Source organism: Elioraea sp. Yellowstone (genome assembly GCF_006704265.1).
Taxonomy (GTDB): domain Bacteria; phylum Pseudomonadota; class Alphaproteobacteria; order Acetobacterales; family Acetobacteraceae; genus Elioraea.
This window is the reverse complement of the sequence record NZ_VIKA01000003.1, coordinates 66,532-91,737: the sequence shown is the minus strand read 5'-3', so window position 1 is coordinate 91,737 and position 25,206 is coordinate 66,532. Positions and strand designations below refer to the sequence as shown.

Genomic DNA, 25,206 nt, shown 5'->3' with positions numbered 1-25,206 from the left:
GCCTCCGGCAGGCCCGGCAGGGGAAGCTGCGGCCGCCCGGCCGCGGCCGGCGGGCCCGCGGGCGGCACCTCGCCGGCGGCGGTCGGCTCCTCCTCCGGCGGACCGTCGCGCAGCAGGCGCTGCACGCCCTTGATCGTGTAGCCCTGGATGTAGAGGAGGTCGCTGATCCGGCGCAGGAGCTCGATGTCCTCGGGCCGGTAGTAGCGCCGCCCGCCGCCGCGCTTGAGCGGCGCGAGCTGCGGGAACTTGGTCTCCCAGAAGCGCAGGACATGCTGGGGGATGTGAAGTTCGTCGGCGACCTCACTGATCGTGCGAAAGGCCGAGGGCGCCTTGCGGCCGCGCGGACGGTCCTGGCCACCATCCTCCTCGGCCATCACGCCTCGTCACCGTCGGGGGCAGGTTCGCCGTTGATGCGCGCCTTCAGCACCTGGCTCGGCCGGAACACCAGCACCTTGCGCGGCAGGATCGGCACCTCGACTCCGGTCTTGGGATTGCGCCCGATGCGCCGTCCCTTCTGCCGCACCGCGAAGGTGCCGAAGGAGCTGATCTTCACCGATTCGCCGGAGGCGAGGGCACCCGCAACCAGATCAAGCACGGATTCAAGGAGTTGCGCGGATTCATTGCGGGACAGCCCGACCTGCTCGTAGACCGCCTCGGCCAGCTGCGCGCGGGTCACCGTCTGCCCGGCCATCCACGCCCCTCGGGTGTTGTGTCATCACGGCCATGCGACCGTAACAGCGGCTCATCGCCTGCGTCAAGGAATGGCGCAAAGTCAGGTGGTTAGATCAAAGGCGCGCAGGCGCCCTCACAGCCGCGCCAGCGCCGCTCCCCAGGTCAGCCCGCCGCCGATCGCCTCCATCAGCACGAGCTGACCCGGCTTCAGCCGCCCATCCGCATGCGCCTCGGCCAGCGCCAGCGGGATCGAGGCTGCCGAGGTATTGGCGTGCCGGTCCACCGTGACGACGACGCGCTCCATCGGCAGGTGAAGCTTCTTCGCCATCGCCTCGATGATGCGCAGATTCGCCTGGTGCGGCACCAGCCAGTCGACCGCCGCATGGTCGAGCCCGTTCGCCGCCAGCGCCTCGTCAACGACCGCCGAGAGCTTGGCGACCGCGTGGCGGAACACCTCGCGCCCATGCATGCGCACATGGCCCGTCGTGCCGGTGCTGCCAGGGCCGCCATCGACATAGAGGATGTCGGCATGGGCGCCGTCGGCGTGCAGATGGGTCGAGAGCACGCCCGGCCCCTGCCCGTCCGCGCTCCCCTCGGCGGCGCGCAGCACCACCGCGCCGGCACCGTCGCCGAACAGCACGCAGGTCGCGCGATCGGACCAGTCGAGGATGCGCGAGTTCACCTCCGCGCCGATCACCAGCACGGAGCGCGCCTGGCCTGAGCGGATCATCGCATCCGCCACCGCGAGCGCGTAGATGAAGCCCGTGCAGACGGCGGCCACGTCGAAGGCGAAGCCGCGATGGATGCCAAGCTTGGCCTGCACGCGCACGGCGGTCGCCGGATAGGTCTGATCCGGCGTGGAGGTCGCGAGCACGATCCCGTCCACGGCGTCCGGCCCGATCCCGGCATCGGCGAGCGCGGCGCGTGCGGCCGCGGCGCCGAGATCGGAGGCGAGCTCGCCCGCGGCGGCGATGCGCCGCTCGCGGATACCCGTGCGTTCGACGATCCACGCATCCGAGGTGTCGATCCGGCGCGAGAGTTCGGCGTTCGTGACCACGCGCTCCGGCAGGTGCCCGCCGAAGCCGGCGATCACGGAGCGGAGCGGGCTCGTCCTCAGCGCCTGGCGCGCCGTCTCGGTCTTCATCTCAGCCTGCCATCGCGGAGCTGGGGACGGCATTCGGCACCTCCGCCGGGCGGATGCGCAGGAGCTCGTCGCGGATGCGCGCGTTGAAGCGGTGCGTCACCATGTCGATCGCGAGGTCCATGGCGTGGGCGAAGCCGAGCGCGTCCGTCCCGCCATGGCTCTTCACCACCACGCCGTTCAGCCCGACCAGCACCGCGCCGTTGTAGCGGCGCGGGTCGAGCCACTCGCGCAGCCGCTCAAGTGCGGGCCGGGCGAGCAGGTAGCCGAGCCTGGCCGCGAGCGAGGAAGAGAACACCTCGCGCAGGAGATCGCGCACCAGCTTCAGCGTGCCCTCGCCGGTCTTGAGCGCGACGTTGCCGGTGAAGCCGTCGGTCACCACCACGTCGACCGTGCCGGCGGCGATGTCGTGGCCTTCGACGAAGCCGTGGAACAGCGGCGCGATCGGGCTCGCCTTCAGCACCTCGGCCGCCTCGCGCACCCGGTCGTCGCCCTTCAGCTCCTCCGACCCCACGTTGAGCAGCCCGATCGAAGGCTCGTTCAGCCCGAGCACGGTGCGCGCGAACACCTCGCCCATCACCGCGAACTCGACAAGGTTGCGGCTGTCGCACTGCACGTTCGCGCCGAGATCGAGCATGACGAAGTCGCCGCGCGCCGAGGGGCCGATCCCGGCCATGGCCGGCCGGTCGATCCCGGCGAGCGTCTTCAGCACGATCTTGGCGAGCGCCATCAGGGCACCGGTGTTGCCGGCCGAGACCACGCCCTCGGCCTCGCCGGCCGCGACCGCCTCGATCGCGAGCCGCATGGATGAGCCGCGCAGGCGCAAGGCCGCGGTCGGCTTCATCTCGTTCGCCACCGTCTCGGGCGCGTGGCGCAGCACCGTGACCGCACGCGCGCGCTTCTGCCGCCCCAGCAGCGGCCCGACCCGCGCCTCGTCGCCGAAGAGAAGGAAGCGCGCGTGCGGGTGGCGTTCGGCGGCGATCTCCAGCCCCTCGACCACGATCTCGGGCGCACGGTCGCCGCCCATCGCGTCGACCGCGAGGACGCCGGACCCGCTCACCGGGACGGACTCCAGGCCATTGGCAGGGGCGCCGGGGGACGCCGCGTCGCCCCGTCAGGGACGGACGACCGTCTTCAGCCTGTTGCCGGCGGGCACGACCTCGCGCCCGTCATAGTGCCCGCAGGAGGGGCAGACATGGTGCGGGCGCTTGAGTTCGCCGCAGTTCGGGCACTCCGCATGCGCCTCGCGGCCCAGGGCCTCGTGCGACCGACGCATGTTGCGCCGGGATGGGGACGTCTTGCGCTTCGGGACCGCCATGGCACGGGCCTCGCCTTGTCACAAAATGGAAACGGGATGGACAGGCGTGACTAGCAGACGCCCGCACCCCCGTAAAGTTACATGTCCCGCGCCGGAAGGGCGGCCAGGGCCGCGCAGGGAGCAGAGCGCGCTCAGCCCCTGCGCCGGCGCGCGAGCACGGCGAAAGGTCCCGTCCCGGCCGGACCGGTGGGGGGCGGGAGCTCCAGCACCGCGCCCGGACTGCGCGGCCAGGGATCAAGCGCCAGCGCCAGCGTCTCCACCACGGCCTCGCCGAGGTCGAACCGCCCCCCCTCGTAGGGCACCTCGTCCTCGCTCTCGGGATCGATGGTCTGGTCGGCGACGAGATCCGCCTCCGTGCCGGGCCGGAACACCAGCCTGAGCGGGATCTCGAGCGCCTGCTCGAAGGGCTCTAGGGAGACGACGCAGACCTGTGTCACGCGCGCCCGCACCTCGCCCTCGGCGGCGACCACCCCAGCGCCGACCGGCGTCAGCCCCACACTCGCCTCCAGGAGCGCCATCGCCTCGATGCCGAGCCGTTGCGCCAGCGCCGCGCGTTCCCCCTCGGTCGCGGCGATGGTGACCCGTTCACCGCCGTCGCGCAGCCGGCCCGCCTCGATCCGCCGCGAGAACTCGGGGGCGGGGCTCATGCCAGCATCGCCTCGGCCGGGGGGAAGCTCGCCACGCCGCGGCGCAGCCCGGCGAAGGGCTGGGCGGCAAGATGGGCGCGCGCCCGCCGCACCGCCCGGGCAAGGCGGGACGCGGTCGGCACCTCCCCCTCCGTGCGCCAGACATTGCGCGCGAGCGCCGCGGCGAGCGCCACGTCGTCCGCCGCCGCAAGCGCCCGGGCATAGGCGGTGGAGCGGCCGTGGAACGCCTCCCACATCCGCTTCACGCGCCGGCCGACGCCGAGATCGGCGACCCCCATCTGGCGCAGGTTCTGGTCCATGTCGGAGAACATGGCATCGAAGACCGCCTGGGCGAGCTGCGGCGGCTCCTTCCCCGGCTCCTCGCGCATCCGCTCGATCACCAGGAAGGCGAAGAGCGCGATCATGTCGAACCGGCCGTCCAGCGTATCGGGCACGCCGAGCTCGGCGTACCAGGCTGGGTCGCGCGCGGCGGCGACGGCCGCGCCGTAGAGTGCGTATCCCTCGCGTTCGAACTTGCGGCGTCGGAACAGGGTCAGGAGCGGCATCGCGGCGCGTCGGTTGACAGCTTCGGGCGGGTTGTGCCAGCGGAGGAGATGGCGCCCGCGCGCCGCGCGGTCAATGCGCCGGCGCATCGCCGGGCCCGATCGGGAGTTCCGTCGGACCATGAGGGTCATCCGCTTCCAACGCGCCCTGGCGCTCGCCGCGCTGCTCGGCGGCTGCAGCCTGCTCGAGCCGACGGTGGACGCCCGCGGCCACCGCGTCGAGGACTACCAACTGGCCGAGATCGTCCCCGGCGTGCAGACCAAGGCGGACATCGCCGCCCTGCTGGGCACGCCCTCGACCACGGCGCCCTTCGGCGACGACGCCTGGTACTACGTCAGCAGCACCACGCGCTCCCGCGTCGGCAGCATGCCGGCGGTGGACCGGCAGACCGTGGTCGCGATCCGCTTCGACGAGCGCGGCGTCGTGCAGAAGGTCGAGACGCTCGGTCTCGAGGACGCGCAGCCCGTCACGCCGGTCGCGCGCGTGACGCCGACGCCCGGGAACGACCGCAACCTGCTGCAGATGCTGTTCGGCAATATCGGCCGGTTCTCGCCGGGCCAAGGCGGCGGCCGGGTCCCCGGCAGCGGGCTCTGAGGCGACGAGCACGCCGCCGCGCCTTCCGGCCGCCGCCGATCTTCTCTCCGCCTGCCGGCATCGCGTCCGAGCATGCCGCGTCCGGGCCATGCCCGTCCCGCATGCGCCGCAAACGCGACGCCCCGCTCCGCGCGCGATCGCCCCCCTCCTCTCGGCGGTCAAACCGTCATGCGCGGGGTCCTCATACCGGCAAGGCCAAGGGGTTGACCTTGGCCTGCCGGTACGGCGCGCGGGGCTGGCGGGGCGGCCGCGCGCGAGACCAGAGGAGGATGGTCGGCCGACAAAGGTTGGTCCTTTGTCGGCCGGGTGTCAGTCGAGCAACTGGGCCAGGATCGCGAGCAGGAGCAGCGCGACGATGTTGATGATCTTGATCATCGGGTTCACCGCCGGGCCAGCTGTGTCCTTGTAGGGGTCGCCCACGGTGTCGCCGGTGACCGCGGCCTTGTGCGCCTCCGAGCCCTTGCCGCCGTGCAGCCCGGTCTCGATCAGCTTCTTGGCGTTGTCCCACGCGCCGCCGCCGGCGGTCATCGAGATCGCGACGAAGATGCCGGTGACGATCGTGCCGAGCAGCATCGCGCCGAGGGCGGAGAAGGCCGCCGCCTGGCCGGCGATGGCCCAGATCACCACCCAGAGCACCACGGGGGCGAACACCGGCAGCATCGAGGGGACGACCATCTCGCGGATCGCCGCCTTGGTCAGCATGTCGACCGCGCGCGAATAGTCGGGCTTCGCAGTGCCCTCCATGATGCCGGCGATCTCGCGGAACTGCCGGCGGACCTCGATCACCACCGCGCCGGCGGCGCGGCCGACCGCGGTCATGCCCATCGCGCCGAACAGGTAGGGCAGCAGGCCGCCCGCGAAGAGCCCGACCACGACGAACGGATCGGCGAGCGAGAACGCCACCGCGACATCGGGGAAGTAGTGCTTCAGATCCTCGATATAGGCGGCGAACAGCACCACCGCGGCGAGCCCGGCCGAGCCGATCGCGTAGCCCTTGGTCACCGCCTTGGTGGTGTTGCCGACCGCATCGAGGGCGTCGGTGGTGACGCGCACCTCCGACGGCAGGTCGGCCATCTCGGCGATGCCGCCGGCATTGTCGGTCACCGGCCCGTAGGCGTCGAGGGCCACCACCATGCCGGCCAGCGCCAGCATGGTCGTGACCGCGATCGAGATGCCGTAGACCCCGGCCGTGAGGTAGCTGACCAGGATGCCGAGGCAGATGATGATCACCGGGGCGGCGGTCGCCTCCATGCTCATCGCGAGCCCCTGGATGATGTTGGTGCCGTGGCCGGTGGTGGAGGCCTCGGCGATCGTCTTCACCGGCCGGAAGTCGGTGCCGGTGTAGTACTCCGTCACCCAGACGATCGCGGCCGTCACCGCCAGCCCGACGAGGGCGCAGACGAACAGGCCGAAGCCCGTGAAGCCAGGGCCGGAGCTGGGCGTGTAGGTGGTCGTCAGTCCGACGAAGAGGAACATCACGATGAGGATGAGGAACGCCGCGATCGCCCCGGTGGCGATGAAGCCCCGGTAGAGCGCCTTCATGATGTTGTTCGAGCCGTCGAGCTTGACGAAGAAGGTGCCGCCCACCGAGGCGGCGATGCACACGCCGCCGATGATCAGCGGCAGCATCATCAGGGTGCCGACGGCCTCTCCGGTGAAGAAGATCGCGCCGAGCAGCATGGTCGCGACCATCGCGACGACGTAGGTCTCGAACAGGTCGGCCGCCATGCCGGCGCAGTCGCCCACATTGTCGCCCACGTTGTCGGCGATCACGGCCGGGTTGCGCGGATCGTCCTCGGGGATGCCGGCCTCGACCTTGCCGACCAGATCCGCCCCCACATCCGCGCCCTTGGTGAAGATGCCGCCGCCGAGACGGGCGAAGATCGAGATGAGCGAGCCGCCGAAGGAGAGCGCGATCAGGGCCTCCAGGACCGCGCGGCTCTCCACGCCCGCGCCGCGGAGGATCGCCCAGTAGACCACCACGCCGAGCAGCCCGAGCCCGACCACCAGCAGACCGGTGATCGCGCCGGCGCGGAAGGAGAGGTCGAGCGCCGGCTGCAGCCCCTGGCGCGCCGCCTCCGCCGTGCGCACATTGGCGCGCACCGAGACGTTCATGCCGATATAGCCGGCCGCCCCCGAGAGCACCGCGCCGATCAGGAAGCCGATCGCCGACCAGAGCGAGAGCAGCAGGCCGAGCAGCACCGCCACCACCACGCCGACCATCGCGATCGTGGTGTACTGGCGGTTCAGGTAGGCCTGCGCGCCCTGCTGCACGGCCGCCGCGATCTCCTGCATCCGCGCGCTGCCCGGCGGTGCCGCGAGCACCAGCCGCCCCGCATAGGCGCCGAAGCCGACGGCGAGCAGGCCGCAGGCGATCACGAGGATGAACTGGAAGGTCATCATGGGCGGCATCCGATCCGGTGCTGGTCGTTCAAGGCGCGGGCTCGGTGGCGGGCGCGCCTCCCCGTCCTGCGGGCGCGTCACGGCGCCGCGAGGCGGGCGCGGTATGCCAGACCTCCGGGGGCCGCGCAATCCGGCCCCCGGCAGGGGATGGCCTCAGGCCGGCTGGGGCAGTCCGGCCGCGCGCCGGCGCGCGAGCCAGGCCAGCGCGACGAGGGCGAGCGCGAGCGCCGGCAGCACGGCGTAGTTCAGCACCGCCCAGCCGAACAGGTGATGGATCGCGCCCGAGGCGAGCGAGGTCATGGCCACCGAGCCGAACACGATCACGTCGTTCGCCGCCTGCGCCTTGGTGCGCTCGGTCGGGGTATGGGAGGCGGTAAGCAGCGCGGTCGCGCCGACGAACATGAAGTTCCAGCCGATCCCGAGCAGCACCAGCGCAACCCAGAAATGCGCGAAGCTCGAACCGGACAACGCCACACCGGCGCAGATCCCCGTCAGCAGCGCACCGGCGCCGATCACCCTGAGCACGCCGAAGCGCGCGATCAGGTGGCCGGTGACGAAGGAGGGCGCGAACATCGCCACCGCGTGCCACTGGATGATGGTGGCGCTGTCGCCGACGGTGAACCCGCACAGCATCATCTCGAGGGGTGTTACCGCCATCAGCAGGTTCATCGAATCCCAGCCGACCACGGCACAGAGGATCGCGACGATCACGCCTGGGCGGCGCAGGATCGGGCCGAGCGGGACAGGTGCCGCGCCCGCGACGTGCGGCGCCGGCGGCAGGCGCATTGCGCTCACGAGCAGTGCGGTCATGATCGGGATCGCGGCGAAGGCGAGATAGGTGCCGGCGAACAGCACCGGGGCGAAGGCATCCTTGGTGAGCTTGACGACGGCCGGGCCGAGGACCGCGCCGATCACCCCGCCTGCCATCACCAGGCTGATCGCCTTGGGGCGGTACTCGGCCTGGGCCACCTCCGCGGCAGCGAAACGGTAGTACATGGCGATCCCGAAAGCCGCGCCTGAGAAGACGCAGCCCAACAGATAGAGCGGGAAGGAGCCGAACCAGAGCGCGGCCAGGAACACGCCCGTCGCCACCAGGAAGGCGGCCGCGCCGGCGAGGAACCCGGCATGGCGGCCGAGCCGGCCGAAGATCACCGCCCCGGGGATCGACACCGACATCGTCGCCAGCATCTGCACCGCCATCGGCAGGGTGGCGAGCGACTTGTCAGCGGCCAGCGAGTGGCCAATCAGCGCGGCCATCGCCACCTGGCCGGTCATCGCCGACTGGTTCAGCGCCTGGGCAAGGAACAGCAGCCAGACGGTGCGCTTCGGCTCGCGCGGCAGACGAATCATGGAATGTGGCTCCAGCCCGTCCGTTCGAGCGGAAGTTCGGTTCCGTCGCGCAGCACGCGCACCTCGGTCCCGATGGCCGGGATCATGCGGCCGATCCGCGCGAGCGGGATGCCCGTCTCGGCGGCGAGCCGCTCCAGCGTCTCGGCTGCGGTCCCGGGCGCGGTGAAGACCAGCTCATAGTCGTCCCCGCCGGTGAGGCAGCGCGCGAACAGTGCGGGATCGAGGGCGATCGCCGCCCGCGCCGCCGCCGAGAGCGGGATGAGGGCCGCATCGAGCTCCGCCGACAGACCCGCCGCGCGGCAGAGATGGCCGAGATCCTGCACCAGCCCGTCCGAGACGTCGAGACAGGCCGTGGCAAGGCCGAACAGGCGCCGCCCGAGCGCCAGCCGCGGGCGCGGCAGGCGGTAGCGCTCGGCGAGGGCCGCACGATCCGCCTCCGCCAGCCCCGGCAATCGATCCGTCAGCGCGAGCAGGCCGAGCGCCCCGTCGCCGATCGTACCGCTCACCCATACCGCATCGCCCTCGCGCGCACCTGCGCGCGTGAGGGCGCGGCCCGGGGCGACGCTGCCGACGACCGTCAGCGAGAGCACAAGCGGCCCCGGCGTGGAGACCGTGTCGCCGCCGAGCAGGCCGCAGCCGAAGCCGCGCTGATCCTCCTTCAGCCCGTGCGCGAAGGCGTCGAGCCAGTCCGGCGTCATGTCCGGCGGCAGCGCGGTGGTCATCAGGTAGCCGAGCGGGTCTGCCCCCATCGCGGCGAGATCGGACAGGTTCACGCGCAGAAGCTTGCGGCCGATCGTCCCGGGCGGATCCTCAGGCAGGAAGTGCACTCCGGCGACCATCGCATCCGCGGCGAGCACAAGCGTCCGCCCCGGCGGCGGATCGAGCAGGGCCGCATCGTCGGCGAGCGCCAGCGCACTCGGTATGTCCTCGGCGAGCGGGCGGAAATGCCGGGCGATCAGCGCGAACTCGCCGGGCAGCGCCATCAGGCGCCGGCCCGGTCGGGCGCGAACTCGGCCGCGCGCATCAGGCGGGCGAGCCGGTCGAGCACGCCGTTGGCGAAGCGCGGCTCCTCGCCCGCGAAGAAGCCGTGGGCGATGTCGAGATACTCGTTGATCACCGCGCGCGCGGGCGCGCCCGAGGCGTCGAACAGCTCGGCGGCAGCGGCGCGCAGGAGCGCGCGCAGCACCGGGTCGAGCCGCTCCATCGGCCAGTCCTTGGCGAGGGCGCCGGCGATCGCCGCATCCAGCGCCTCGGCGTTCGCGGCCCAGCCGCGCACGATCGCGGCAAGCAGGGGCACGTGCGCGCCGGGCGCGCGGCCCTCCTCAACCGCCGCCTCGGCGAGCGGGGCGGCCTCGGTGCCGGACACGCGGTGGCGCACGAACTCGTCGAGCGCGGTCTCGGGGCTGATCCCGGCGTGCTCGGCCTGGTAGAGGGCCTGCACCGCGGCGAGACGGGCGGCGGTGCGGGGCCGCCCGGGCGGGGTGGAGCGTCTCGGTCGCGCCATCAGACGCCCCAGCCCCGCGCGAGCGCGATCTGCACGAGCACCGCGCGCGCCGCCTCCGCGCCCTTGTTCATCTCGTCGTCGCGCGCGCGCGCCTCTGCTTGCGCCTCGTCGTCCACGGTCAGCACGCCGAAGGCGACGGGTGCGCCGAACTGCACGGTCAGGTCCATGATCCCGCGCGCGGCCTCCCGGCAGATGTGATCGTAGTGGTCGGTCTCGCCGCGCACCACGCAGCCGAGCGCGACGAAGCCGTCCCAGCGCGGCCCGCCGGCGCGCGCCATCGCCTTGAGCGCGAGACGCACCGCGCCGGGAAGCTCGAACGCGCCGGCGACCCGCACGACCTCGTGCGTGGCCCCTGCCTCGTCGAGCACGCGCCGCGCGCCGCGCAGCAAGCCGGCGGCGATCTCCGCGTAGTAGGGCGCCTCGACGATCAGGACATGCGGTGCGGTCACGGCTTCCCCTCGCGCGCGATCGGCCGGTGCTCGACGATCGAGAGCCCGTAGCCCTCGAGCCCGACCACGGTGCGCGGATGGTTGGTCAGCAGCACCATCTCGCGCACGCCGAGATCGAGCAGGATCTGCGCGCCCACGCCGTAGTCGCGCAGCTCGGCCCTGGCGCCATCGGCCGCGCGCAGCACGCGTTCGGAGAGCGCGGTCGCGCGCGGCTCGCGGATCAGCACCACCACGCCGCGCCCCTCGCGCGCGATCATCCGCATCGCCGGCGCGAGATCCGAGCCGCCGCGATCGCCCAGAACGTCCGTCAGCACGTTGAGCGCGTGCATGCGCACCAGAACGGGGCCCGGGGCCGCGATGTCGCCCTTCACCAGCGCGATGTGTTCGGCGTACTCGACCGTGTTGACATAGACGATCGCGCGGAACGTTCCGCCATAGACGCTATCGATCGCGGTCTCGGCGCGCCGCTCGACCAGCTTCTCATTGCGTCGACGATATGATATCAGGTCGGCGATCGTGCCGACCTTCAGCCCGTGATGCTGGGCGAACGCGACCAGGTCCGGCAGCCGCGCCATGGTGCCGTCGTCGTTCATGATCTCGCAGATCACGCCGGCGGGAATGAGCCCGGCCATCCGCGCAAGATCGACCGCGGCCTCGGTGTGGCCGGCGCGCACCAGCACCCCGCCCTCGCGCGCCAGCAGCGGGAAGACGTGCCCCGGGGTGGTGATGTCGTGCGGCCCCTTGGTCGGGTCGATCGCGACCGCGATCGTGCGCGCACGGTCGGCGGCGGAGATCCCCGTGGTGATCCCCTCGCGCGCCTCGATCGAGACCGTGAAGGCGGTATGGTGGCGCGAGGCGTTGGACTGCGCCATCAGCGGCAGGCCGAGTTCCTGCACCCGCTCCCTGGTGAGCGCGAGGCAGATCAGCCCGCGGCCGTGCTTCGCCATGAAGTTGATCGCGGCCGCGTCGGCGAACTGGGCGGGGATGACGAGATCGCCCTCGTTCTCGCGATCCTCGTCGTCCACCAGGATGAACATCCGTCCCGCGCGTGCCTCCGCGAGAATCTCCTCGGTCGGCGAGAGCGCGTCGGCCCAGTGGATGCGCGCGGTCTCCACCGTCACGGTCCGTTCCTCGCATCCAGCAGCCGCGCCAGGTAGCGCGCGACCAGATCGACCTCGATGTTCACGGGATCCCCCGGCTTCACGCGGCCGAGGGCGGTCGCTCGGGCCGTGTGGGGGATGATGTTGACCCCGAAGGCATCGGCGTCAACGTCGTTCACGGTCAGGCTGACCCCGTCCACCGCAACGCTGCCCTTCGGCGCGATGAAGGGCATCAGGTGTGGCGGCGGGCGGATGCGCACGCGCAGGCTCCCGCCCTCGGGGGCCACCGCGGCGATCGCGCCCACGCCGTCGACATGGCCCTGCACCAGATGCCCGCCGAGCTCCTCGCCCAGGCGCAGGGCGCGCTCGAGATTCACCGGGGTGCCCGGACGCCAGCGGCCGATCGTGGTCTTGGCGAGCGTCTCGGCCGAGGCATTGAAGGCGAGCGTCCCCTCGCCCGTCTCGACCACGGTCAGGCAGCAGCCGTTGCAGGCGACCGAGGCGCCGAGCGCGATCCCGCCCGTGTCCCAGGCGGTGGCGACGACGATGCGCAGGTCCCGCCCCTCGCCGGCGGGCTCGACGCTCCGCACCGTGCCGAGATCGGTGACGATCCCCGTGAACATCGCGCTACTCCCGATCCATCAGAGTCAGGCGGTCCGGTCCTGCGGCCAGGCTGCGCACCGCGCGAAACCTCGGCATCGCCGCAAGGCCCGGGAGCCCCAGCGCCTCGACGCCGGGAATCGCATCCGCGCCGAGCACGCCCGGGGCGTGGAACCAGGCGAGCCGATCCACCACGCCGGCGCGCAGCATCGCGGCCGCAAGCCGCGACCCGCCCTCCACCAGCACGCGGGTGATGCCCCGTTGCGCGAGCGCCCGCAAGGCCGCGCTCGGCTCGGGCTGGCCGTTCGCGTCGGCGGCGACCGCGATCACGGTGACGCCGCAGTCGGTGAAGGCCGCGATGCGGTGGCGATCCGCACCCTGGGTCGTGAGGATCCAGGTCGGGGTGACGCGCGCGGTGGCGGCGAGCACGGAGGTGAGCGGGAGCCTGAGGCGGCCGTCGGCGACGATGCGCACCGGGCCCGGGTGGCCGGGCGGGACGAGACCGGGGATGCGCACAGTCAGCGCCGGGTCGTCGGCGAGTGCGGTGCCGGAGCCGACCATCACCGCGTCGTGGCGCGCGCGCAGCCGGTGCGCCAGCCGGCGCGCCTCGGGGCCGGTGATCCAGCGGCTCTCGCCCGAGGCGGCGGCGATCCGCCCGTCCAGGGTGGTGGCGAGCTTCAGCGTCACGAGCGGCCGACCCGCGCGCACGCGCGAGAGGAAGCCGGCATTGAGCCGTGCCGCCTCGGCCTCCAGCACGCCCTCCTCCACGGCGATGCCGGCAGCGCGCAGCCGGTCCAGCCCCTCGCCGTTGACGCGCGGGTCGGGGTCGCGCAGCGCGATCACCGCGCGGGCGATGCCGGCGGCGACCAGTGCGTCGGTGCAGGGGGGCGTGCGTCCCCAGTGGCAGCAGGGCTCGAGGGTGACATAGGCGGTGGCGCCGCGTGCGGCCGCCCCGGCGCGCCGCAGCGCCTCGGTCTCGGCGTGCGGGCGGCCGCCGGGCTGGGTCCAGCCCCGGCCGACCACCGCACCGTCGCGCACGATCACGCAGCCGACCGCCGGGTTGGGCGCGACATTGCCGAGGCCGCGCCTGGCGAGAGCCAGGGCGGCGCGCATGTGCGCGATGTCCTCGGCGCAGGTCACGCGGCGCTGCCCTCACCCTCTCCCGCGCACGGGAGAGGGGACGCAGCGTCGCTGCCGGGCCCCCTCTCCCACACCAGCGGGAGAGTGACAGGGCGAGGGCCGGTCATAGCGCCCTCAATCGCCGCGCCCGTCGCCGAGCGTGCCGACGAACCGCTCGAAATCCTTGGCCTCGCGGAAGTCCCGATAGACCGAGGCGAAGCGCACATACGCCACGGGATCGAGATCCTTCAGCACGTCCATCACCATCTCGCCGATCATCTTCGACGGGATCTCGCTCTCGCCCGAGGTCTCGAGCTGGCGCTGGATGCCGTTGACGATGCGCTCGATCTTGTCGTCGTCCACCGGCCGCTTGCGCAGCGCGATGCGGATCGACCGGGCGAGCTTGTCGCGGTCGAAGACGACGCGCCGCCCGTCCGACTTGACCACCGTCAGTTCCCGGAGCTGGGTGCGCTCGACCGTGGTGAAGCGCTGCCCGCAGGCCGGACAGAAGCGCCGGCGGCGGATCGCCGCCCCGTCCTCGGTGGGGCGGGAATCCTTCACCTGGGTGTCGTCATGACCGCAGAACGGACAGCGCATCCGGGCCGCCTCAGGCGCGATAGACGGGGAAACGCGCGCAGAGCGCCTTGACCCGCGCGGCAACCGCCTGCTCGACGGCATCGTTGCGGCCGTCGTTCGACTTCGCGAGCCCGTCCAGCACCTCGCCGATCATCCGGCCGACCTCGCGGAACTCGGCCACGCCGAAGCCGCGCGTGGTGGCTGCCGGCGAGCCGAGCCGGATGCCCGAGGTGACCATCGGCTTCTCGGGATCGAACGGCACAGCGTTCTTGTTGCAGGTGATGTGTGCGCGCTCGAGCGAGGCCTCGGCCGCCTTGCCGGTGAGGTTCTTCGGCCTGAGATCGACCAGGATCAGGTGGCAGTCGGTGCCGCCGGTGATGACGCCGAAGCCCTGGGCGAGGAGCTCGTCGGCGAGCGCACGGGCATTCTCCAGCACCTGCTTCTGGTAGGCGCGGAAGGAGGGCGTCAACGCCTCGCCGAAGGCGACCGCCTTGGCGGCGATCACGTGCATCAGCGGCCCGCCCTGGAGCCCGGGGAACACGGCGGAGTTGATCTTCTTCCCGAGCGTCTCGTCGTCCGCGAGGATCATGCCGCCGCGCGGGCCGCGCAGCGTCTTGTGCGTGGTGGTGGTGACCACGTGGGCGTGCGGGAAGGGGCTCGGGTAGATCCCCGCGGCGATCAGCCCGGCGAAGTGCGCGACATCCGCCAGCAGGTACGCCCCGACACTGTCGGCGATCCTGCGGAACGCCGCAAAATCGATGGCGCGCGGGATGGCACTGCCGCCGGCCACGATCATCCTCGGCTTGTGTTCGGCGGCGAGGCGCGCGACCTGCTCCATGTCGATCAGGCTGTCCTCGCGGCGCACGCCGTAGGTGACCGCCCTGAACCACTTGCCGGAGAGATTCACCGGGGCGCCGTGGGTGAGGTGTCCGCCGGCGGCGAGGTCCATGCCGAGGATCGTGTCTCCCGGCTGCAGCAGCGCCAGCATGACCGCCTGGTTCGCCTGCGCGCCCGAATGCGGCTGGACATTGGCGAAGGCGCAGCCGAACAGCGTGCAGGCGCGCTCGATCGCCAGCCGCTCGACCTTGTCCACTTCCGCGCATCCGCCGTAGTAGCGTCGACCCGGATAGCCCTCGGCGTACTTGTTCGTCATGACCGACCCCTGGGCTTCCAGCACCGCGGCCGAGACCATGTTCTCCGAGGCGATCAGCTCGATCCCGTCCTGCTGACGGGCGAGCTCGCCCGCGATCGCCTCGGCCACGGCAGGATCGACCGCGGCGAGCGGGGCGGTGAAGAAGCGGCTCAGGCTGTCGGCGGGCATCGTCACGTTCATCGGGCAGGCTCCAGGGCGGGCGTGAGCTTGGCGAGGCGGCGCGCGTGCCGGCCGCCTTCGTAGGAGGTGGCGAGGAAGACGCGCAGCGCGTCCAGCGCCGGCTCCGGCCCGGTCATCCGTGCGCCCAGCGCCAGCACGTTGGCGTCGTTGTGCGCGCGGGCGAGCCGCGCGCCGGTCGCATCGTGCACCAGCGCGCAGCGGATGTGCGGGTGGCGGTTCGCCGCGATCGACATGCCGATGCCGGTGCCGCAGACCAGCACGCCGAAGCGCGCCTGCCCGCTGATGACGGCACGGCAGACCGCATGGGCGAAATCGGGGTAGTCGACGGAGGCCGTGCCGTCGGTGCCGAAGTCGAGCACGGCGTGGCCGATCGCCGCGAGCGCCTCGGCGAGCGCCGCCTTCAGCGGGAATCCGGCGTGATCGGCGCCGATCGCGACCGCTGGTTTCGTCTCCGTGTCGGTCATCGGGGGGTCCTCGCGCCCGCATCCGGCGGGCTGTGGGCGTCATACCACGGGCTGCGGAGGCGGGAAAACCAGCCCACAAGACATAGCCGCGCGTCGGATCATCGCCATGAAACCAGAATTGTGGTTGCATGGACTCTGGCAGCATGGCAGCATGCGGGCATGACGCTCGACGAAGCCGCGGCCCGCCTTGCCCAGCTCGGCAATCGCTCGCGCCTCGAGATCATGCGCCTGCTGATCAAGGCTGGCCCCGACGGCCTGAGCGTGGGCGAGATCCAGGCGCATCTCGCGATGCCCGCCTCGACGCTGGCCTTCCATCTGCGTGGCCTCGTCTCCGCGGGCCTAGTCCGCCAGACGAAGGACGGCCGGACCGTGCTTTGCCGTCCCTGCTTCGAAGTCCTCACCGAAGTCACCGACTTCCTGCGCCAGGAATGCTGCACCGGTATGCCGGCCCGGCAGGGTGGCGCGCGCGATGCGGCATGACCGTACCATGCCGGAAAGCAACGATTTTTCTGGTCCTGTGGAGATGACCCGATGACCACCACCACACCCGCGATCGACGGCGCCGCCCCGCCGAAAGCCGACTGGCGCGGGCGGCTCCGGCGCGCCGACCGTGTGCTTGTCGCGAGCGCCGCACTCCTGCTGGCGCTCCTCGCAACGGCACCGGCACAGGCGGTCGCGAGCCTCGGCTTCCTTGCCAGGGCGCTCGCCTCGATCGCGCCGTTCCTGGCGGTCTCGGTCCTGGTCGCGGGCTGGGCCAAGGCCACGGGGGCAGACCAGCAGATCGCCCGGGCCTTCCAGGGCCGCGAGACGGGGGCGATCCTGGCCGCTGCCGGGTTGGGCGCACTCTCGCCCTTCTGCTCCTGCGGGGTGATCCCGCTGATCGCGGGGCTGCTCGCGGCCGGCGTGCCGATCGCGCCGGTGATGGCGTTCTGGCTCGCCAGCCCGCTGATGGATCCGAACCAGTTCGCCCTGCTGGTCGGTGCGATCGGGCTCGAATTCGCGCTCGCAAAGACGCTGGCCGCGATCGGTATCGGGCTGTTCGGCGGCTTCGGCACGCTCGCGATCGTCGGCGCCGGCGGGCTGGCCGATCCGCTGCGCCCTGCCGTCGGCCGCCCCTCCGCCTGTCGTGCCAAGCGTTCGCTGAAGCCGCCCGCGCCGGTCTGGCGCTTCTGGACCGAGCCCGAGCGGGCGCAGGTCTTCGTGCTCGAGTCCGGCCGTTCTGCCTGGTTCCTGCTGCGCTGGCTCTCGCTCGCGTTCCTGATCGAGAGCCTGATGGTCGTCTGGCTGCCGGGCGAGGCGGTCGCGCGGCTGCTCGGCGAGGGCAATGCGTTTGCGATCCCGCTGGCGGTCGCGCTCGGCGTGCCGGCCTACCTGAACGGCTTCGCCGCGATTCCGCTGGTCTCGGGACTGATCGGACTCGGCATGAGCCCGGCCGTCGGGCTGACCTTCATGCTGGCCGGCGGTGTGACCAGCATCCCCGCCGCGATGGCGGTCTGGGCGCTGGTCAAGCCGCGCGTGTTCGCGGCCTACCTGGCCTTCGCCGCGTCCGGTGCGCTCGCGGCCGGCTACGGCTACATGGCGGTGCTGGCATGGGCTTGAGATGACATGGCCGGTGCGAGCCCGGCGCCGGGGAACCCTCGGCAGCCGGGTCCCTGCGGCCATGGGGCGCGCCGGCGCTGCGCGTCACGCCTTGGGGGTGGTCAGCAGGTCGGCGACGCTCGCATAGGTCGAGCCGGCATCGAACCGGCCGATGAAGCTGTCGGCGTCCTTGATGCCGAGGTCCTTGTAGGCATTCGCCATCTCGTTCTGCACCTCGGCCACCTGCCTGCCCTTGGCGACATGGGCCTTGGTCCAGGAGAACCACATCCGCTTCACCTGCTCCTCCGCGTCGAGCTTCGCCATCCCGTCCGGGAACGGGCAGGTCTTCGCGACGAAGGGCTGCGCGTCGATGCGGTGGAAGCGGTGCGCCATCTTCGGCACCGTGTCGCTCTCGAAATTGACATGCAGCCCCTTGTCCGGGTCGTAGTCGAGCCGCCAGCGGTTCCCCCGCCCGTTCGCGCCGATCCCGGTGGTGATCTCCTCCTTGAAGCCGACCACGAACCCAGCACCGATCAGATTCCTCGACCGTCCCTTGCCGAAATACGGGAAGCGCATCCTGTCGGTGTCGATCGCGGGCATGTCGATCGTGCCGCCGGGCGGGTTGGGGTTGGCCACCCCCTTCTGCCCCTGGGCGATGCAGGTGATGACGCCGGTCAGGGTGGTCGAGCCGGGCTTGCAGCGGGGGCAGACGAGCTCGGGCATGGGCGCGCTCCGGTTGTGCCGAACCAGTCTCGCGCAAGGATCTGCCGGACCGCAAGCGCAACAGGCGCGGCCGTCACCTATCCCCCGTGTGCCGGGCGAGCCAGACCGGCACACGCGCGAGCGCATCCGCGCGCGCTGCCGGATCCGTGCCGACATGCGCCGTGCCGTCGCCGCGCACGGTGAAGGCGAGCCCCCGACGCAGGCGCAGCGGCCGATCCGGCGCGTCGAAGCCGTGAAAGGCCCCGGGATACCCGACATAGGTGACGGCGGGTCCGGCGCGCTCGGCCAGCAGCCGGCAGGGCTCCGGCGGCGTCCAGTCGTCCGCCTCGCCCATCAGCAGCAGGAGCGGCGCTGCGGGTACGAAACGTTCGCCCCGGAGCGCGCGCGTGCAGCCGGGATAGAAGGCGATGAAGGCGGCGAAGCCGGGCGCATCGGCGGTGGCCAGCACCGTCGAGCCGCCATGGCTCCAGCCCATCAGCGCGATCGCCCCGGCACGCACGAAGGGCTGTCCGGCGAGCCAGTCGTGCGCCCCCAGGGCATCCGCACGCCGTTCGCGCCAGGGCAGGATGCGCCGGTCGCGCACCGTGCACTGCGGTCCCTGCCCGCGCGAGGCGAAGCTGTCCGGCAGCAGCACCACGAAGCCGGCGGCCGCGAGCCGCGCCGCCCAGTCGGCATGGCGCGCGTCGAGCCGGCCGTCGCGCGCATCGCGCCCGCCGCAGCCGTGCAGCAGGATCACCGCCGCATGCGGCCCCCTGCCTTGCGGCATCAGCAGCACGGCATCGAGGGCGGTGCCGTCGCGCGAGGGGACGGTGACGCGCCGCGGCCCCTCGGCGCGCAGCGGGCCGGCGAGCAGCGCCGCCGCGACCGCCAGCGCGGCGAGGCGCCGCAGGCTCATCCGCCGCTCACCCAAGCGGGCCCCAGGTGGCCTTCGAGAACAGCCCGTCCTTCACCTCGGCGAGCAGCACGAAGGGCGTGATCCCCTTCAGCCCGATCATCTCCACGGAACTGGACCGGCCGCCCTGCACGCCGCCGAGATCGAAGGTGATCGGCATGCCGCTCGCGCTCACCGTGCCGGTGCCGGTCAGCGTCACCTCGACGTCCTTCTCGTTGCTCATGACGATGAAGCCGCTCTTCACCTCGAGCGCCCCGATCGCCCATTTGCGCTTGAGCGTCCAGTCGTTGCCCTTCCTGCGGTAGAGCTCGGCCAGCGCATCGCCGATCTGCTCGGAGTTCCTGAGCTGCATCTCGTCGTAGGAGGCAAGATAGCAGGCGACGGCGTGCTTGGCGGAGAAGGTCAGCCTCACCGAGAGCGCGACAAGCCCTCCCGGCACCGCGGCACCGACCTGCCATCGCCCCGCGCTGGCGCTCCTGTCCATGAACCAGCGCGGATCGCGCGGCCCGAGACGGTCCACCACCGGGTCGGGCACACCCCCGTTCACCTGCCTGAGATTGCCGAGCCGTTCGTACACATGCGAGTCCCGCTCGCCGTAGGAGCCGCATTCGGCATTGGCGAAGCCGTTGGAGACGAAGTAGCCGCGCTCGCGGTGCATCAGGTCGGCGGTCTTGTTCAGAAGCGACATCGATGGCCTCCGTGATCCCGGCCGGAGGATTATGCGGAACCGTCACGATCTCCCCTGTGAGCCGGCTCACACCTCCCTCCCCCGCTCAGCGCCGCCGGGCCGCGAGCAGCCGTTCGAGCTTGGCCGCCGCGAGCCGCTCCACCATCGCCGGCGCCTCCGCCGGGCCGGTCGCCACGGCCTCGATCCCGGTCGCCGCATCGACCGCCGCAACGCGCAGCCACGCGCCCATCCGCCGGTGCTCGTAGATCACCTCGCGCCCGGGTGGCGGCGGCCGGACACCTGCCCTATCGTCGCGCCTGACCGTCACCGGCAGCTCCGGGAAGCATCGCCATGTCGCACCCCAGCCATCGCCCCGAGACCATCGTCCTGCACGCCGGCCACCGCCGCGATCCGGCCACCGGCGCGGTCGCCGTGCCGATCTACCAGACGACATCCTACCAGTTCGACAGCACCGAGCACGCGGCGAACCTGTTCGCGCTGAAGGAGCTCGGCAACATCTACACCCGCATCATGAACCCGACGGTCGATGTGCTGGAGAAGCGCGTCGCGGCACTGGAGGGCGGCGTCGCTGCCCTCGCGCTCGGCTCCGGGCAGGCGGCGACGACGTTCTCGGTGATGAATCTCTGCCAGGCGGGCGACAACATCGTCTCCTCGACCGACCTGTACGGCGGCACCTGGAACCTGTTCAACAATACCCTGAAGGGCTTCGGCGTCGAGGTGCGCTTCGTCGATCCCGCCGACCCGGAAGCCTTCGCGCGCGCCACCGACGACCGCACCCGCGCCTACTACGCCGAGACGCTGCCGAACCCGAAGCTGCACGTCTTCCCGATCCGGGAGGTGGCCGAGATCGGTCGCCGGCTCGGCGTGCCGCTGATCATGGACAACACGGCAGCCCCCGTCATCTGCCGCCCTCTCGAGCATGGCGCGGCCGTGGTGATGCACTCCACCACGAAGTATATCGGCGGGCACGGCACCTCGATCGGCGGCATCGTCGTCGATGGCGGCAACTTCGACTGGGAGGCGCACGCGAGGCGCTTCCCGCTGCTGAACGAGCCGGATCCCTCCTACCACGGCGCCGTCTGGACCCAGGCGGTGAAGCCGCTCGGACCGATCGCCTACATCATCCGCATGCGCGTGATCCTGCTGCGCGACCTCGGCGCGGCCATGAGCCCCTTCAACGCCTTCCTGTTCCTCCAGGGGCTCGAGACGCTGCCTCTGCGCATGGAGCGGCAGTGCGAGAACGCGCTGAAGGTCGCCAACCATCTCGCCCAGCACGGCGCCGTGACGAAGGTGATCTACCCCTCGTTCCTCGAGGGCGAGCAGAGGCGCCGCGCCGAGTACTACCTCAGGGGCGGCTACGGCGCGCTGATCGGCTTCGAGCTCGCCGGAGGCAGGGAGGCGGGGCGGAGGTTCATCGACTCCCTCAAGCTGCTCTACCACGTCGCCAATATCGGCGATGCGCGCTCGCTCGCGATCCACCCGGCCTCCACGACGCACAGCCAGCTCGACGCGCGCGAACAGGAGGCGACCGGCGTCACTCCCGGCTATGTGCGGCTTTCGATCGGCCTCGAGCACATCGACGACATCCTCGCCGACATCGACCAGGCGCTCGCGGCGGCCGCCGCGCCCGAGCGCAGGGCGGCGGAGTAGGGTCATGGCGCACCGCTACACCGGCCGCTTCCCGACCGCGCGGCCGCGCCGCAACCGCCGCGACGACTGGACGCGGCGCCTGGTCGCGGAGCACCGCCTGTCGGCCGAGGACCTCATCTGGCCGATCTTCGTCCGCGAGGGTGTGGACGCCGCCGAGCCGGTCGCCTCCATGCCGGGGGTCGAGCGCCTCACCATCGACCGTGCCGTGCGCGCGGCCGAGGAGGCCGTCGCCCTCGGCATCCCGGCGATCGCGCTCTTCCCCGTCACTCCGCCCGAGCTCAAGGACGAGGACGGCACCGAGAGCGCCAATCCGCAGAACCTGATGTGCCGCGCAGCGCGCGCGATCAAGGCGGCGCTCGGCACCGCGGTCGGCCTGGTCGGCGATGTCGCCCTCGATCCCTACACCAGCCACGGCCACGACGGCGTGATCCGCGACGGCTACGTCGCCAACGACGAGACCCTCGCGGCACTCTGCCGCCAGGCGCTGGTGCAGGCCGAGGCCGGGATCGACGTGATCGCGCCCTCGGACATGATGGACGGCCGTGTGGGCGCGATCCGCGCCGCACTCGACCAGGCGGGGCTGATCCACACCCGGATCATGTCGTATGCGGCGAAGTACGCCTCGGCCTTCTACGGCCCTTTCCGCGACGCGGTCGGCTCCGGCGCGGCGCTGAAGGGCGACAAGAAGACCTACCAGATGGACCCGGCCAACACCGACGAGGCGCTGCGCGAGGTGGCGATGGACATCGCCGAGGGCGCGGACATGGTGATGGTGAAGCCCGGCATGCCCTATCTCGACATCGTCCGGCGGGTGAAGGACGCGTTCGGCATGCCGACCTTCGCCTACCAGGTTTCGGGCGAGTACGCGATGATCGCCGCGGCGGCGCGCAACGGCTGGCTCGACGGCGAGCGGGCGATGATGGAGAGCCTACTCGCGTTCAAGCGCGCGGGCGCGGACGGCGTGCTCACCTACTTCGCGCCGGCGGCGGCGAGGATCCTGAAGACCGGGTGAATGCGAGGCGGGCGGGCGGCGGGCGCGGCCCGGCCATGATCGATGCCTGCCGGCCGCTACCTGTGCATGATGTCGTCGTTGGTCCAGACGATCTCCGAGACGTAGGCGACGTTCGGCTTGCTCAGCCACCGGTCGCCCTTCTTCAGCACGTGACCGACCTGCCCTTCGGAGGTCAGGTCGAACAGCGCCTCGTAGTTCACGCCGTCGCTGCCGGTGCCGATCGACAGCCGGATATCCGGACGGGACTTCTTGAAGCTGCACGGCAGCGCCGGCGCGTGGCTCGGCTGGTACTCGATCGCGAACACGATCGTGACGATGTCGTCCTTCGTGCCGATCTCGCCCTGATAGACGCCGGCCCAGGCGCCGCCGTCGACCACGCGCTTCGCGCCGGTCCAGAGGCCGCAGAGCTCGTCATAGACCTTGCGCTCGACCGTCGAGCCGATGGAGGCGCGGAAGAACCGGTGCGGCTTTGGATTGTCGGCCAGGAACCGCTCCTCGAGCTTCAATCCGAACTTGCCCGCGCTCTCGACGTCGAGCGCACCCAGATGGTGGCCGGCCCGCGCTGCGAGGCCGACGATCATGCCCTCGAACCATAGGATCAGGGCCTGCTGCGCCTGGGTGATCGCCGGCTTGAAGCCATGCGTCCAGACCACCGGTTTCGCCATGTCCTTGCCCGGTCCTGTGCCGCGCGGATCGGGAGGGATCATACACCGGTTGCGCCCCGCAACGAGGGCACCGCGGCAGGCAGATGCTCCACGTGGTGCCAGGCCTCGGGCTGGCCGTGGCGATCACCGCCGCCCCCACCCGGCGCTCGGGCGGGCGATCGGCCACACACGCGATCGGCGTCGACTGCTGGACGGGGCGCTGAGTCCGCCCGCGACAGCAACGGGCTGAGGCGGTGCCATCGGATGGTTCATTCTTGCCGCCCGCGGGCGAGGGAACGCACGGTTGGGCTGCACCCCACGTCCCCCGCGTCGCCCCTGCTTGGGCTCGGCGACGCGACAATGGGCGGCGGATTCCGTGCTGATCCTGTTGTCGATGCGGAATCGTCATCCTAATCTCGCGCCAGAGCCGTTCATCTCGGGGAGGCTTGGCCATGTCCGGATCGCCGCCGCAGCCGATCACCTACATGTTCACCGACGACATCTCCAGAAAGTTTCGCGAGCGCGGCTGGGTGCGCGGTTCAGGCGGCGACCTATACTATAACGGCAACGGCACGACCGAGCATCCGCATCTGCACCTGCGCATCCGGGGGCAGCGCACGGTCAGGGTCGGGGGCGACATCCGCATGGCGGTGTCCATGCTGGCCTGGAGCGACGGGCAGCAGGGCCGGGGCGGAGGAGGCTGGACCTACATCCGCGACGGCGAGATCTACGACAGGAACTGGCGGCGCAACCAGCCACCTGTCAGGAGCGGCGCGGTGATCGAGGAATTCGCCTGGATCATGGACTACTTCGCCAACGGCTGACCGCCGGGGCTCGTGCAGCGCGGCACCACCGGCCATTGTTGCGATCACTCGACCGCGGCGCGCAGCCCTGCCCCCGCCGCGAGCGGCGCGAGCGGCAGTGAAGCCGCAAGCATCGCCGCAAGCATCGCCAGATGCGGTCGTGCCGGCAGGCCGAGGGCCGCCGCTTCCACCGCCGCGGCGCCGAAGATCAGCGCCGGGATCGCGAGCGGCAGCACGAGCAGCGGCAGCAGCACGCCGCCGCGCCGCGCCCCCAGCGTCAGCGCCGCCCCCGCCGTGCCGAGCAGCGACAGCACGCCCATGCCGAGCGCGAGTGCGGCCAGCAGCGCCGGCATGGCGCCGAGCGGCAGGTTCAGCATGACCGCGCCGAAGGGCGCCGCGATGAGCAGCGGAAGCGCGGTCGCGAGCCAGTGCGCGACGGCCTTCGCCGCCGCCACCGCCGCCGGGTGCAGCCCCGAGACCAGGAGCTGGTCGAGCGTGCCGTCCTCGTAATCCGCGCCGAGCAGTCGGTCGAGCGGCAGGAGCGCGGCCAGCAGCGCGGCGACCCACACCACGCCCGGCGCGATCCGCGCCAGCACGGCCGGATCCGGACCGACGCCGAAAGGGAACAATCCGCAGGCGAGCAGGAAGAACGCGACCGCCGCCAGCGTATCGCCGGCATTGCGCCGCGCGAGCGCGAGATCCCGCCGGATCAGCGCCAGCATCGGCGTCATGCGGCCATCCGCAGTTCGGCCGCGCCCTCGAGCGGCAGGGCGAGGTGTGACGAGGCCACCACCAGGCCGCCCTGCGCACGATGCGCCGCCAGCAGACGCCCGAGCGTCGCCACTCCCTCCACGTCGAGCCCGACCGTCGGCTCGTCGAGCAGCCAGAGCGGCCGCGCCGCGCCCAGCACCAGCCGGGCAAGCGCCACCCGCCGCCTCTGCCCGGCCGAAAGGATGCGCACGGGATGATCGGCAAGCGGTTCGAGCCCCAGCGCCGCAAGCGCCGCCGCCGCATCGCCGCCGACGATCCGCGCCTCGTGCGCGAGCGTCTCGGCAACCGTCAGCGCCGGCTTCAGCGCATCCTGGTGTCCCACCAGCGCAAGCCGCGCCGCATGCGTCGGGCGATCCGCGAGCGCCGGCCGCCCCTCCCACAAGAGCGCGCCCGCCGCGATCCGGCCGAGCCCCGCCAGGGCGCGGAGCAGGCTCGTCTTCCCCGCGCCGTTGGGCCCGGTCAGCAGCAGCGCCCCTCCGGACGCGAGGGCGAAGGAGACGCCGGCGAAGACCACCCTGCCCCCGCGTTCGCCAGCCAGTTCCCGCGCCTCGAGCACCCCTGACCCTTCCGACCCCGCATGGACGCGCCCGCACCCTATGGTGTAAGCCCTGCCCCGCAAAGACGCCCGGGCG

At 71.9% G+C, this 25,206-nt stretch carries 31 protein-coding genes; 6 read left to right on the top strand and 25 right to left on the bottom strand.

The window, feature by feature from the left end; translation table 11 throughout:
• The 7 genes from FK498_RS01445 to FK498_RS01415 form a co-directional block, all read right to left on the bottom strand.
• A partial coding sequence (locus FK498_RS01445) for a MerR family transcriptional regulator (protein ID WP_141851028.1) occupies window positions 1-374 on the bottom strand: 374 nt, incomplete at its 3' end.
• Window positions 374-691 (bottom strand): integration host factor subunit alpha, encoded by a 318-nt coding sequence (locus FK498_RS01440; RefSeq protein WP_141851027.1) that lies wholly within the window; start codon window positions 689-691, stop codon window positions 374-376. The genes FK498_RS01440 and FK498_RS01445, both read right to left, overlap by 1 nt.
• A gap of 114 nt (window positions 692-805) precedes the next feature.
• On the bottom strand, window positions 806-1,816 hold the full coding sequence (locus tag FK498_RS01435) for a beta-ketoacyl-ACP synthase III (RefSeq protein ID WP_141851026.1): 1,011 nt from the start codon (window positions 1,814-1,816) through the stop codon (window positions 806-808).
• Window position 1,817: 1 nt separating this feature from the next.
• The gene (plsX, locus tag FK498_RS01430; RefSeq protein ID WP_237560797.1) at window positions 1,818-2,840 is read right to left on the bottom strand and encodes a phosphate acyltransferase PlsX; all 1,023 of its coding nucleotides are present in this window, start codon (window positions 2,838-2,840) and stop codon (window positions 1,818-1,820) included.
• Window positions 2,841-2,927: 87 nt separating this feature from the next.
• Window positions 2,928-3,131, bottom strand: coding sequence for a 50S ribosomal protein L32 (gene rpmF / locus FK498_RS01425; RefSeq protein ID WP_141851024.1), 204 nt, complete (start codon window positions 3,129-3,131; stop codon window positions 2,928-2,930).
• Window positions 3,132-3,262: 131 nt separating this feature from the next.
• Window positions 3,263-3,778, bottom strand: a complete 516-nt coding sequence (locus FK498_RS01420) for a DUF177 domain-containing protein (protein ID WP_141851023.1) — start codon at window positions 3,776-3,778, stop codon at window positions 3,263-3,265.
• Window positions 3,775-4,323 carry a ubiquinol-cytochrome C chaperone family protein gene (locus FK498_RS01415; protein WP_141851022.1) on the bottom strand — a complete coding sequence of 183 codons (549 nt, stop codon included), beginning with the start codon at window positions 4,321-4,323 and terminating at the stop codon, window positions 3,775-3,777. The genes FK498_RS01420 and FK498_RS01415 overlap by 4 nt, the downstream gene beginning before the upstream one ends.
• 118 nt (window positions 4,324-4,441) lie before the next feature.
• On the opposite strand from FK498_RS01415, the gene FK498_RS01410 reads away from it, so the two are divergent.
• Window positions 4,442-4,915, top strand: coding sequence for an outer membrane protein assembly factor BamE (locus tag FK498_RS01410; RefSeq protein ID WP_161988265.1), 474 nt, complete (start codon window positions 4,442-4,444; stop codon window positions 4,913-4,915).
• Between the two features lie 309 nt (window positions 4,916-5,224).
• On the opposite strand, the gene FK498_RS01405 is transcribed toward FK498_RS01410, so the two are convergent.
• From FK498_RS01405 to rpiB, 11 genes are all read right to left on the bottom strand, one after another.
• The gene (locus FK498_RS01405; RefSeq protein ID WP_141851034.1) at window positions 5,225-7,315 is read right to left on the bottom strand and encodes a sodium-translocating pyrophosphatase; all 2,091 of its coding nucleotides are present in this window, start codon (window positions 7,313-7,315) and stop codon (window positions 5,225-5,227) included.
• A gap of 156 nt (window positions 7,316-7,471) precedes the next feature.
• Window positions 7,472-8,668: an MFS transporter gene (locus FK498_RS01400; RefSeq protein ID WP_141851020.1), complete on the bottom strand. Its 1,197-nt coding sequence runs from the start codon at window positions 8,666-8,668 to the stop codon at window positions 7,472-7,474.
• On the bottom strand, window positions 8,665-9,651 hold the full coding sequence (gene thiL / locus FK498_RS01395) for a thiamine-phosphate kinase (RefSeq protein WP_141851019.1): 987 nt from the start codon (window positions 9,649-9,651) through the stop codon (window positions 8,665-8,667). The genes FK498_RS01400 and thiL overlap by 4 nt, the downstream gene beginning before the upstream one ends.
• On the bottom strand, window positions 9,651-10,172 hold the full coding sequence (nusB, locus tag FK498_RS01390; protein ID WP_141851018.1) for a transcription antitermination factor NusB: 522 nt from the start codon (window positions 10,170-10,172) through the stop codon (window positions 9,651-9,653). Before nusB ends, thiL begins: the two co-directional genes overlap by 1 nt.
• The gene (ribH, locus tag FK498_RS01385) at window positions 10,172-10,621 is read right to left on the bottom strand and encodes a 6,7-dimethyl-8-ribityllumazine synthase (RefSeq protein ID WP_141851017.1); all 450 of its coding nucleotides are present in this window, start codon (window positions 10,619-10,621) and stop codon (window positions 10,172-10,174) included. The genes nusB and ribH overlap by 1 nt, the downstream gene beginning before the upstream one ends.
• Window positions 10,618-11,736, bottom strand: a complete 1,119-nt coding sequence (gene ribB, locus FK498_RS01380) for a 3,4-dihydroxy-2-butanone-4-phosphate synthase (RefSeq protein WP_141851033.1) — start codon at window positions 11,734-11,736, stop codon at window positions 10,618-10,620. The genes ribH and ribB overlap by 4 nt, the downstream gene beginning before the upstream one ends.
• A 2-nt stretch (window positions 11,737-11,738) precedes the next feature.
• Window positions 11,739-12,344: a riboflavin synthase gene (locus FK498_RS01375; protein ID WP_141851016.1), complete on the bottom strand. Its 606-nt coding sequence runs from the start codon at window positions 12,342-12,344 to the stop codon at window positions 11,739-11,741.
• A gap of 4 nt (window positions 12,345-12,348) precedes the next feature.
• Window positions 12,349-13,434, bottom strand: a complete 1,086-nt coding sequence (ribD, locus tag FK498_RS01370; RefSeq protein ID WP_237560796.1) for a bifunctional diaminohydroxyphosphoribosylaminopyrimidine deaminase/5-amino-6-(5-phosphoribosylamino)uracil reductase RibD — start codon at window positions 13,432-13,434, stop codon at window positions 12,349-12,351.
• A gap of 141 nt (window positions 13,435-13,575) precedes the next feature.
• Window positions 13,576-14,037 (bottom strand): transcriptional regulator NrdR, encoded by a 462-nt coding sequence (gene nrdR, locus FK498_RS01365; RefSeq protein ID WP_141851014.1) that lies wholly within the window; start codon window positions 14,035-14,037, stop codon window positions 13,576-13,578.
• A 10-nt stretch (window positions 14,038-14,047) separates the two neighbouring features.
• Window positions 14,048-15,349 (bottom strand): serine hydroxymethyltransferase, encoded by a 1,302-nt coding sequence (glyA, locus tag FK498_RS01360; protein ID WP_141851013.1) that lies wholly within the window; start codon window positions 15,347-15,349, stop codon window positions 14,048-14,050.
• Window positions 15,346-15,813, bottom strand: a complete 468-nt coding sequence (rpiB, locus tag FK498_RS01355) for a ribose 5-phosphate isomerase B (protein WP_141851012.1) — start codon at window positions 15,811-15,813, stop codon at window positions 15,346-15,348. Before rpiB ends, glyA begins: the two co-directional genes overlap by 4 nt.
• Window positions 15,814-15,972: 159 nt before the next feature.
• Here rpiB and FK498_RS01350 point away from each other — a divergent pair, with 159 nt between their 5' ends.
• Together FK498_RS01350 and FK498_RS01345 are read left to right on the top strand one after the other, a co-directional pair.
• Window positions 15,973-16,293: a helix-turn-helix transcriptional regulator gene (locus FK498_RS01350; RefSeq protein WP_141851011.1), complete on the top strand. Its 321-nt coding sequence runs from the start codon at window positions 15,973-15,975 to the stop codon at window positions 16,291-16,293.
• Window positions 16,294-16,344: 51 nt separating this feature from the next.
• On the top strand, window positions 16,345-17,412 hold the full coding sequence (locus tag FK498_RS01345; RefSeq protein ID WP_141851010.1) for a permease: 1,068 nt from the start codon (window positions 16,345-16,347) through the stop codon (window positions 17,410-17,412).
• 84 nt (window positions 17,413-17,496) lie between these two features.
• On the opposite strand, the gene FK498_RS01340 is transcribed toward FK498_RS01345, so the two are convergent.
• From FK498_RS01340 to FK498_RS19690, 4 genes are all read right to left on the bottom strand, one after another.
• Window positions 17,497-18,114 (bottom strand): hypothetical protein, encoded by a 618-nt coding sequence (locus FK498_RS01340; RefSeq protein WP_141851009.1) that lies wholly within the window; start codon window positions 18,112-18,114, stop codon window positions 17,497-17,499.
• A 73-nt stretch (window positions 18,115-18,187) separates the two neighbouring features.
• On the bottom strand, window positions 18,188-19,009 hold the full coding sequence (locus FK498_RS01335; RefSeq protein WP_141851008.1) for a dienelactone hydrolase family protein: 822 nt from the start codon (window positions 19,007-19,009) through the stop codon (window positions 18,188-18,190).
• Window positions 19,010-19,016: 7 nt separating this feature from the next.
• Complete coding sequence (locus tag FK498_RS01330; protein WP_141851007.1) at window positions 19,017-19,694, bottom strand: hypothetical protein; 678 nt, start codon at window positions 19,692-19,694, stop codon at window positions 19,017-19,019.
• A gap of 85 nt (window positions 19,695-19,779) precedes the next feature.
• The gene (locus FK498_RS19690; RefSeq protein WP_141851006.1) at window positions 19,780-20,001 is read right to left on the bottom strand and encodes a DUF6898 family protein; all 222 of its coding nucleotides are present in this window, start codon (window positions 19,999-20,001) and stop codon (window positions 19,780-19,782) included.
• A gap of 23 nt (window positions 20,002-20,024) precedes the next feature.
• Between FK498_RS19690 and FK498_RS01320 the strand changes: the two genes are divergently transcribed.
• Both FK498_RS01320 and hemB read left to right on the top strand, forming a co-directional pair.
• On the top strand, window positions 20,025-21,344 hold the full coding sequence (locus tag FK498_RS01320) for an O-acetylhomoserine aminocarboxypropyltransferase/cysteine synthase family protein (protein ID WP_141851005.1): 1,320 nt from the start codon (window positions 20,025-20,027) through the stop codon (window positions 21,342-21,344).
• A 4-nt stretch (window positions 21,345-21,348) separates the two neighbouring features.
• On the top strand, window positions 21,349-22,356 hold the full coding sequence (hemB, locus tag FK498_RS01315; RefSeq protein WP_141851004.1) for a porphobilinogen synthase: 1,008 nt from the start codon (window positions 21,349-21,351) through the stop codon (window positions 22,354-22,356).
• Window positions 22,357-22,412: 56 nt separating this feature from the next.
• On the opposite strand, the gene FK498_RS01310 is transcribed toward hemB, so the two are convergent.
• A complete protein-coding gene (locus FK498_RS01310; RefSeq protein ID WP_141851003.1) occupies window positions 22,413-23,021 on the bottom strand; it encodes a hypothetical protein in 609 nt (202 codons plus the stop codon).
• 431 nt (window positions 23,022-23,452) lie between these two features.
• On the opposite strand from FK498_RS01310, the gene FK498_RS01305 reads away from it, so the two are divergent.
• On the top strand, window positions 23,453-23,824 hold the full coding sequence (locus tag FK498_RS01305) for a hypothetical protein (RefSeq protein WP_141851002.1): 372 nt from the start codon (window positions 23,453-23,455) through the stop codon (window positions 23,822-23,824).
• Window positions 23,825-23,868: 44 nt separating this feature from the next.
• Here the strand turns inward: FK498_RS01305 and ccmB are convergent, their stop codons facing one another.
• Both ccmB and ccmA read right to left on the bottom strand, forming a co-directional pair.
• Window positions 23,869-24,525, bottom strand: coding sequence for a heme exporter protein CcmB (ccmB, locus tag FK498_RS01300; RefSeq protein ID WP_202614701.1), 657 nt, complete (start codon window positions 24,523-24,525; stop codon window positions 23,869-23,871).
• Window positions 24,526-24,530: 5 nt separating this feature from the next.
• Window positions 24,531-25,130, bottom strand: coding sequence for a heme ABC exporter ATP-binding protein CcmA (gene ccmA, locus FK498_RS01295; RefSeq protein WP_141851000.1), 600 nt, complete (start codon window positions 25,128-25,130; stop codon window positions 24,531-24,533).
• Between the last annotated feature and the right edge of the window lie 76 nt (window positions 25,131-25,206).